The organism is Bradyrhizobium sp. CCBAU 45389, assembly GCF_028128625.1.
Lineage (GTDB): Bacteria > Pseudomonadota > Alphaproteobacteria > Rhizobiales > Xanthobacteraceae > Bradyrhizobium > Bradyrhizobium liaoningense_B.
On record NZ_LBIY01000081.1, the window covers coordinates 124,982 to 134,077 of the forward strand.

At 65.5% G+C, this 9,096-nt stretch carries 8 protein-coding genes; 7 read left to right on the plus strand and 1 reads right to left on the minus strand.

From position 1 onward, the window contains the following. The first annotated feature begins 15 nt into the window (after positions 1–15). The gene (locus XH79_RS13055) at positions 16–798 is read left to right on the plus strand and encodes a succinate dehydrogenase iron-sulfur subunit (protein WP_100236830.1); all 783 of its coding nucleotides are present in this window, start codon (positions 16–18) and stop codon (positions 796–798) included. Positions 799–851: 53 nt separating this feature from the next. Here XH79_RS13055 and XH79_RS13060 read toward each other — a convergent pair whose 3' ends face one another. Further along, entirely contained in the window at positions 852–1,586 is a 735-nt protein-coding gene (locus tag XH79_RS13060; RefSeq protein WP_271581933.1) for an SDR family oxidoreductase, read from the minus strand. Between the two features lie 106 nt (positions 1,587–1,692). Between XH79_RS13060 and XH79_RS13065 the strand changes: the two genes are divergently transcribed. From XH79_RS13065 to XH79_RS13090, 6 genes are all read left to right on the plus strand, one after another. Further along, a complete protein-coding gene (locus XH79_RS13065) occupies positions 1,693–2,670 on the plus strand; it encodes an AraC family transcriptional regulator (RefSeq protein WP_271581934.1) in 978 nt (325 codons plus the stop codon). A gap of 188 nt (positions 2,671–2,858) precedes the next feature. Then, a complete protein-coding gene (locus XH79_RS13070; RefSeq protein ID WP_271581935.1) occupies positions 2,859–5,012 on the plus strand; it encodes a hybrid sensor histidine kinase/response regulator in 2,154 nt (717 codons plus the stop codon). A gap of 50 nt (positions 5,013–5,062) precedes the next feature. Then, positions 5,063–7,018 (plus strand): ABC transporter ATP-binding protein/permease, encoded by a 1,956-nt coding sequence (locus XH79_RS13075; protein ID WP_271581936.1) that lies wholly within the window; start codon positions 5,063–5,065, stop codon positions 7,016–7,018. Positions 7,019–7,189: 171 nt separating this feature from the next. Next, positions 7,190–8,014, plus strand: a complete 825-nt coding sequence (locus XH79_RS13080) for an FkbM family methyltransferase (RefSeq protein ID WP_271581937.1) — start codon at positions 7,190–7,192, stop codon at positions 8,012–8,014. A gap of 23 nt (positions 8,015–8,037) precedes the next feature. Continuing rightward, entirely contained in the window at positions 8,038–8,424 is a 387-nt protein-coding gene (locus XH79_RS13085) for a VOC family protein (protein ID WP_271581938.1), read from the plus strand. An 82-nt stretch (positions 8,425–8,506) separates the two neighbouring features. Further along, positions 8,507–8,749 (plus strand): hypothetical protein, encoded by a 243-nt coding sequence (locus XH79_RS13090; RefSeq protein ID WP_271581939.1) that lies wholly within the window; start codon positions 8,507–8,509, stop codon positions 8,747–8,749. Positions 8,750–9,096 lie beyond the last annotated feature (347 nt).

Consider the following 9,096-nt stretch of genomic DNA (forward strand, 5'->3'; position numbering starts at 1 on the left):
GAAGGCCTTATCGAAATGGTTGAATTCGCACTTCCGAAGAACTCCAAGATCACCGGCGGCAAGACCTGGCCGAAGCCCGCGGGCGCGACCGAGCTCCGCGAGTTCAAGGTCTATCGCTGGAATCCTGATGACGGCAAGAATCCGAGCGTCGACACCTATTACGTCGACACCAATGATTGCGGTCCGATGGTGCTGGACGGCCTGATCTGGATCAAGAACCACATCGACCCGTCGCTGACCTTCCGCCGCTCCTGCCGCGAAGGCGTGTGCGGCTCCTGCGCCATGAACATCGACGGCCAGAACACGCTGGCCTGCACCCGCTCGATGCACGACGTCAAGGACGGCGCGGTGAAGATCAACCCGCTGCCGCACCAGCCGGTAGTCAAGGACCTCGTCCCCGACCTCACCAATTTCTATGCGCAGTATGCCTCGGTCGAGCCGTGGCTGAAGACGACCTCGCCGACGCCGCAGAAGGAATGGCGCCAGAGCCACGAGGACCGCGAGAAGCTCGACGGTCTCTACGAATGCATCCTCTGCGCCTGCTGCTCGACCTCGTGCCCGAGCTATTGGTGGAACAGCGAGCGCTATCTCGGTCCCGCCGCGCTGCTCCAGGCCAACCGCTGGGTCTCCGATTCGCGCGACGAGGCCACCGGCGAACGCCTCGACAATCTCGAGGACCCGTTCCGCCTCTACCGCTGCCACACTATCATGAACTGCGCCAAGGCCTGCCCGAAGGGCCTCAACCCGGCCGAAGCCATCGCCGAGCTGAAGCTCAAGATGGTCGAGCGCCAGATCTAAGGGAAACCTAATCGGACATCGCGGGAACCATCTAGCCTCCCGCGATCGCCCTCTCACGCCTGCGCCGTGGGACGAACGACGATGTCGCTGACATCGACGTCTGCCGGCTGCTCGACAGCGAACGCGATGGCTCGGGCGATGGCATCCGGTGCGATGGCGATTTCGTCCATCATGGCTGCAATTTCCGCTTTGATCTTCGGGTTCGTCATTGAACCCGGAAAGTCGGTCTTCACGAATCCCGGTGAGATGCCCGTGACGCGCAATCGCTTGCCCGCCTCGAGGCGCAGGCCCTCCGAGATCGTGCGGACAGCGTTTTTCGTGCCTGCATAGACCGCCTGGTTCGGTACGAGCTTCAGGCCTGCCGTCGACATCACCGTCACGAAGTGACCAAAACCCTGCCGACGGAAGACCGGAAGCGCGGCGGCGATGCCGTAGAGAAATCCCTTGAGGTTGACATCGATCATCGCCTCCCAATCGTCGACATTGAGATCGTCGATCGGCGAAATTGGACCGATACCGGCATTCGCGACAAAGACGTCGAGCCTGCCATATGTCCGGCAGGCGAACGCAACGAACTCCTCGAGCTCCCGGCGGTCGGCGACATTCGTCGCTCTGTGAACAGCCTGCCCCCCGGCGCCAACAATCTCGTCGACCAGCAACGACAGCCGCTCCGCGCGACGCGCGCCGAGAATGACTTTTCCGCCGCGCGCAGCAAGGAGGCGCGCAGTTGCCGCGCCGATGCCACTGCTGGCCCCCGTAATGGCGATAACCTTTCCCTCGATCGTCACGGCTTCTCTCCTTCGGCAGAGACGTCTTTCGCCCGCGGTTTTGCACCGTCGTCGTGGACGGTCTATGCTCTAGACACCGTAATTTCGTCGCGAACGTCCAGAACCGATGACCGACGCCCTGTCCGATCTGCTCTCGTTTCTCGAAATCCGGGGTGCCCGGTGCACGCGGTTCGAGGCCGGCGGAAAATGGGCGTTCAGATTTCCCGCAAAGCCGGCGTTAAAATTCGCTGCAGTCCTGCGCGGAGAATGCTGGATCATGCTGCCGGGGCGGAAACCGCAACGGCTGACGGCGGGCGATACGTTCCTTCTCGCCGAAGCTCCGCAATATGTGCTCGCAAACGATCCGCAGCTGGAGCCGCAGGACGGACTGGCGTCCTTCGACTGGGAGCATTCCGACATCGCCCGCCACGGCGGATCCGAGACGGCGCTGCTCGCCGGCAGTTTCGTTTTCGAGGCACTTCACGTGCGATTGCTGCTCGATGCGCTGCCGGAGTTTTTGCTTATTCCTGCGGGAGACGGGACGGCTCCTCTCCTGCGCGGCCTTCTCGAAATTCTCGATCGCGAGATTCACTCCGGGCAGATGGGCGTCTCCTTTGTGACCCGGCGCCTTGCCGAGGTGCTTCTCGTTCAGGTCCTGCGGGGGTACGGCACGCGCTACGGCAACGACGGAGCCAGCTGGGTCGGCGCCGCGGCCGATCCCAGGATCGGGGCCGCACTGAACCTCATGCATGCCGACGTCGGGCGTCGCTGGACGGTCGACGAGCTGGCGCGGGCTGCCGGCATGTCGCGGTCTGCATTTGCAGTCTCGTTCAAGCACAGGGTTGGCACGCCACCGCTCGACTATCTGTTGCGTTGGCGCATGCAGGTCGCGCGCTCCGGATTGCTGAGGGGCGAGACGATCGCGGCCGTTGCCGCCAAGGTCGGCTACGCATCGGCAAGTGCGTTCGGCAATGCGTTCAAGCGCATTCACGGCACGCCGCCAAAGCGATATGGGTCCGCTGACAGATCGATGCCGCGGGACGGTCCCGAGCCGGCAGGGGCGACTGGCGAGCAGAAGCCCGAGATGGTCGAGCGGCAGATCTAGCATCGTTCATGCCATGCCCCCCGCCACCGCGGCCGGGGCATGCCACGATCGGCGTCAGCTTGAGTAGAATTTGCCGCAACGCGCGTGGCGCGCGATTCGATCGAATACAACCCAAGATTATAGTCACAAGCCGCTTCCTTCCCGGCGGGAAATTCAAGTAAGCTCTCCGGTCTGGGACCGGAGCGACCGTGCAGGGAGCGCAACGCAATTCGCTGAGGCTTTTGCAGTGGATGATGGTTGCATCCCTGGCGCTGCCGATTGCGCTGTTCGCGATCGCCTCCACGATCTCCTACACCTCGACCAGGGACATCGCCGACCGCGAGATCGAGCGTACGCTCGATGTCGCGCATGAGCATGCGCTCAAGGTGTTCGAGACCATCGACCGCAGCCTGTCCGAGCTCAACGAGGTCGTGCGCGGCCTTCCCGACGACGTCATTCGCGCGCGCGAAGCGGCGCTGCACCGCCGGCTGAAGCGGCTGACCGATTCGCTGCCGCAGCTCAAATCGGCCTGGATCTTCGACGCGGACGGAAAGGCGCTGGTCAACAGCCTCGTTTCGCCGCCATCTCAGTTGGGCTTTTCGGACCGCGACTACTTCTACGCCCATGTCGACCAGAGCATCGGCACCTTCATCGGCATGCCGCTGACGCCGCGTCCGCCCTACCAGGGCGCGCGCTTCTTCAGCATGAGCCGCCGCCGCGACTCCGACGACGGCAGTTTCATCGGCGTGATCCAGGCCTCCGTCCTGCCGGAATATTTCGAGAGTTTCTACGCCAGGATCGGCTCGGATCCCGGCAGCTTCTTCGCGATGGGTCGCACCGACGGCGTGGTGCTGGCGCATTTCCCGCGGCTCGACCGCGACCTCCGGCTCGATCCGGGCGGACCGGTCGGCCGCGAGATCGCCGCACACCCCGCGCAGGGGCTCATGACCATCGCCTGGCCGTCGGACGGGATCGAGCGCCGCATCGGCTACAGGCGTGTCGCCGAATATCCGATCTATGTCAGCGCCGGGCTCGAGACGTCGGCGATCCGCGCGCGCTGGCTCGCCACCATGGGCCAGCATCTGGTGTTCGGCGTTCCCGCCACGGCGCTGCTGTTCCTGCTGCTCGCATTCGCCTTCCGGCGCACCCAGCATCTGCAGATGGAAGCCGCAAAGCGGCGCGAAGCCGAGGAGGCGCTCAAGCACAGCCAGCGTCTGGAGGCGCTCGGCCAGCTCACCGGCGGCGTCGCCCACGACTTCAACAATCTGCTGACCGTGATCCGCGCCTCGGTCGATCTGCTGAACCGCCCGCAGCTGAGCGAAGAGCGACGGCAGCGCTACATCACGGCGATCGCGGACGCGGTGGCGCGCGCGGCCAAGCTGACCTCGCAGCTGCTCGCCTTTGCGCGGCGCCAGACCCTGAAACCGGAAGTGTTCGACGTCGGCGAGCGTTTGCAGTCGCTGCACGACATGCTCGCGACGCTGCTGGGACCGGCCATCGAGATCGCGATGCGGCTGCCGGCGGAGCCGTGCCTCGTCAATGCCGATGCCAGCCAGTTCGAGACCGCGCTGATCAACATGGCGACCAATGCGCGCGATGCCATGCTGGGCAAGGGCAGGATCAGCTTCACCGTCGAGGCGGCGACGACCATTCCCGACACGCCCGCGCACGTCTCGGGCAGTCACATTCCGGCAAGCCTCGGCTTCGTCGGCGTCATCGTCAGCGACACCGGCGTCGGCATTCCGGCCGCGCGCCTCGGGCGGATCTTCGAGCCGTTCTTCACCACCAAGCAGGTCGGCCACGGCACCGGTCTTGGCCTGTCCCAGGTGTTCGGTTTCGCCCGGCAATCCGGCGGCGAGGTGACGGTCGCGAGCGAAGTCGGCCAGGGCAGCACCTTCTCGCTCTATCTCCCGCGCGTGCCCGCGGACCTCCTGCCGCAGCAGCAGGCGCCGAACACCGCGCCTGCGATGGCCGGCAGCGGCATGTCGGTGCTGCTGGTCGAGGACAATATCGAGCTCGCCAATTTCGCCGCCGATGGCCTCACTGCGCTCGGCTACACCATCACGCTGGTCGACAATGCCGCCGATGCGCTTGCCGAGCTTGTCGTCGACGCCGATCGTTTCAATGTCGTGTTCTCCGACATCGTGATGCCCGGGATGACCGGGCTCGATCTGGCGCGGGCGATCCGCGATCGCGGCATCAAGGTGCCGGTCGTGCTGACCACCGGCTACAGCCAGGCGCTGTCCCAGGAAGGCAGCCTCGGTTTCGATCTCGTGCAAAAGCCCTACTCGGTCGAGGAGCTGTCGCGCGTGCTGCACCGGGCTGCGCGGCTGCGGCGGGTGCGCGACGGCGCCGCCGAATAGGGCATTCGGGAGCTGCCGGAACCGGCTGATTTGTCTTGCGTTATCCGGCCATGCAAAAGCCAGCCGGGAAACGCGACCAGGGCAAGACGCCACCCATTGTCGAAATCAAAGGCGAGAATGGCGACGAGGTGGCTCCGCCGCCGCCCGAGGTGCTCGAACCCGATCCCGAGCTCTCGCCCGAAGAGGCCGAGCAGGCCCGCAAGGATTATCTGCTGACCCGGTTCTGGATCAGCGCGCGCGGCTTCTGGGGCCGCAACGGCGACCGCCTCGCCTGGCCGTTCTCGATCGGCCTCGGCGTGCTGATCGTCCTCACCGTCGGCTTCCAATACGGCATCAACGTCTGGAATCGCGCGATCTTCGATGCGATCGAGCAGCGCGACGCGACGAGCGTCTTCCATCTCACCGCACTGTTCTTCCCGCTCGCGATCGGCAGCATCGTGCTCGGCGTCGTGCAGGTGTTCGCGCGCATGGGCATCCAGCGGCGCTGGCGGGCCTGGCTCACGAGCAGCGTGCTGACACGCTGGCTCACGAACGGACGCTACTACCAGCTCAACCTCGTCGGCGGCGACCACGAGAATCCGGAATACCGGATCGCGGAGGATTTGCGCATCGCGACCGACTCGCCGGTCGATTTCCTCGCCGGCGTCACCTCGGCGCTGCTGTCGGCCGCGACCTTCATCGTCGTGCTCTGGACCATCGGCGGCGCGCTCACCGTCACGCTCGGCGGCTCCTCGGTGACCATTCCCGGCTTCCTCGTGATCGCCGCCATCCTCTACGCCACGATCGCATCCGGCTCGATCATGGTGATCGGCCGTCGCTTCGTGCAGGTGTCGGAGGACAAGAACCAGGCCGAGGCCGATTTCCGCTACACGCTGACGCGCGTGCGCGAGAACGGCGAGAGCATCGCGCTGCTCGGCGGCGAGCAGGAGGAGCGCGACGGCCTCGACCGCAATTTCACCAACGTGCTGCGGCAATGGGCGCGGCTCGCAGGGCAACACATGCGCACCACGCTGGTGTCGCAAGGGTCGAGCCTCGTCGCACCGGTCGTGCCGCTGCTGCTCTGCGCGCCGAAATTCCTCGACGGCAGCATGACGCTCGGGCAGGTGATGCAGGCGGCCTCCGCCTTCACCATCGTGCAGAGCGCGTTCGGCTGGCTGGTCGACAATTATCCGCGGCTCGCCGACTGGAACGCCTGCGCGCGCCGCATCGCCTCGCTGATGATGTCGCTCGACGGCCTCGAACGCGCCGAGCAGGGCGCCGGCCTCGGACGCATCAAGCGCGGCGAGACGCACAACGAGGCGATGCTGGCGCTGCACGATCTCTCCGTCACGCTCGATGACGGCACAGCGGTGGTCGGCGAGACCGAGGTGGTGATCGAGCCCGGCGAGCGGCTGCTGGTCGCCGGCGAATCCGGCACCGGCAAGAGCACGCTGGTGCGCGCCATTGCGGGGCTGTGGCCGTGGGGCGGCGGCAGCGTCAATTTCCATCCCGACCGGCGGCTGTTCATGCTGCCGCAGCGGCCCTACGTGCCCTCGGGATCGCTGCGCCGTGCCGTCGCCTATCCCGGGGCCGAAGAGGATTGGACGGTCGAGGAGATCGGGGAAGCCCTGCACAAGGTCGGCCTCGATCATCTCAAGGAGAAGATCGAGGACGAGGGACCGTGGGACCAGACGCTGTCGGGCGGCGAGAAGCAGCGCCTCGCCTTCGCGCGGCTGCTGCTGCACAGCCCTGATATCGTCGTGCTCGATGAAGCGACCTCGGCGCTCGACGAGAAGAGCCAGGACAAGATGATGAAGATGGTCACCGACGAGCTGCCGAAGGCGACCATCGTGAGCGTCGCGCATCGCGTCGAGCTGGAAGCCTTTCACAGCCGCAAGATCGTGCTGGAGCGCCGCAAGGGCGGCGCAAGGCTCGTCAGCGACGTCGACCTGATCCCGCGCAAGGGCCGGCGCAGGCTGCTCGGGCGATTCCTGAGGCAGCGGAAGGTGGCGAAGCAGGCGGCGTGAGGCACGCGGCCTGTAGCCCGGATGGAGCGAAGCGCAATCCGGGAAGGTCCATCCGTGCGGCGAGAATCCCGGATTTCGCCGCGCTCCATCCGGGCTACGGACCTTTCGCGAAGATTGGAGTCCCCGCCAAAACCGGCTATGCATGCGCCGCTTGCAACAAGGACCTGCTGCTTGACGCCCGACAATGCTCCATCGACCGCGCCGTTCGGCGCGTTTGCGCCGAACGCGGCGCAGGCCGCGATCATCAGCCTCGCGATGCGATCGGGGCTGAAGCGCGGCGCGTTCCGGCCCTGGCTGTCGCGGCTGGTCAATCTGCTGCGCGGCGGGCCGATCGATGTGCAGTACCAGGGCGCCTCGTTCCGCTTCTATCACCAGGGCAGCGCGACCGAGCGCGGCGCCCTGTTCAATCCGGACTACAATCTCGACGAGCTCGATTTCCTGCGCCAGCACACACCTGCTGGCGGCGCGTTCGTCGACGTCGGCGCCAATGTCGGCACGTTCGCGCTGGTGATGGCGCGGCAGGTCGGCGCCCAAGGCACGGTGGTCGCAATCGAGCCGCATCCGCTGACCTTCGGACGGCTCTCCTTCAACCATGCCGCATCGAAGGCGACGCAGGTGCACCTGGTTCAGGCCGCGGCGGGCGAGCGCGACGGCGAGCTGATGATCGAGAGCGGCGGCGGCAATCTCGGCGCCACACATGTCGTGACCGGCGCGGCCAGCGCCGACGCCATCAAGGTGCCGTCACTGCGTTTGATGCGCATTCTCGACGAGGCCGGCGTGCGCCAAGTCGATTCGCTCAAGATCGACGTCGAGGGTTTCGAGGACCGCGTGCTGATCGGCTTCTTCCGCGACGCACCGCAATCGCTGTGGCCGCGCGCGGTGGTGATCGAGCATCTGTCACAAAACGAATGGCAGCAGGATTGTATTGCCGATATGGTCGCGCGCGGCTTTGCAGTCGTGCGCAAGACACGAAGCAATACGTTCCTGTCACGCTGACGGGACCAACAACGGAGGTTGTGATGATCGACCACCTCGGTTTCTCTGTCTCCGATTACGAGCGCGCGAAAGCGTTCTATGCGAAGGCGCTGGCTCCGCTCGGCTACGGCCTGATCATGGAGGTCACCGCGGAGCAGACGGGTCATGCTGCGGCGGCCGGCTTCGGCGCCGACGGCAAGCCGGATTTCTGGTTCGGCGGCGAAGGCGCCATGAACAAGCCGGTGCACATCGCGATCGCGGCCAAGGACCGTGCCACCGTCGATGCCTTCTACAAGGCGGGGATCGCGGCCGGCGGCCGCGACAACGGGCCGCCCGGCCTCCGCCCGCATTATCACGCGAACTACTACGGCGCGTTCGTGCTCGATCCAGATGGCCACAACATCGAAGCGGTCTGCCATCTGCCCGAGTAGGGCGCTTCGAAACGATGCGATAAGGGAACATCGGCACGGCATCGTCGTTATCGTCTTCTGGACAACGATCTCGATGATGCCGATGCCGATCGAACCGCCCGAGATTCCACCGTCGACACCGGGCACTCCGACCGAGCCGCCGCCGGGCGTTCCGCCCGGCAATCCGCAGCCCGACATCACACCGCCGGTGCGCGAGCCCGGCGAATCACCACGGCCCGACGAGTTGCCGGGCCAAGTGCCTGAAGAGATTCCATCGCGCGGGCCGAACGGTCCGCTCACGCCCAATCCTGCGACGGACGCAACGCCGCCGCGCAATCACATATGAGGCGAAGCATCACATGTGAGGCGATTGCAAGAAGCGTCTGAATGCGCAATGAACGTCGCCATAGTGAGATGATTTGCGTGCAGAAATAAATCGGGCCGCGACCACTTCGCCCGCCACAATGCGGCCTAACGCGTAGCTGTTCATCCCAACCACTTCGTCAAAGAACCTTCCGGGGAAGTTCACCACCATGACCAACCTTCGTTTCGTGCTGCTTGCGACGACGGCTCTCACCGCGATGCAATTGGCCAACACTGCATCGCATGCGCAGAGCGCTTCGCCGCTCGTGGTTGCGCAGGCCCAACCGCAAGAGACGGGCCCTGACGGAAAACCGAAGCAGCCGCCGAAGG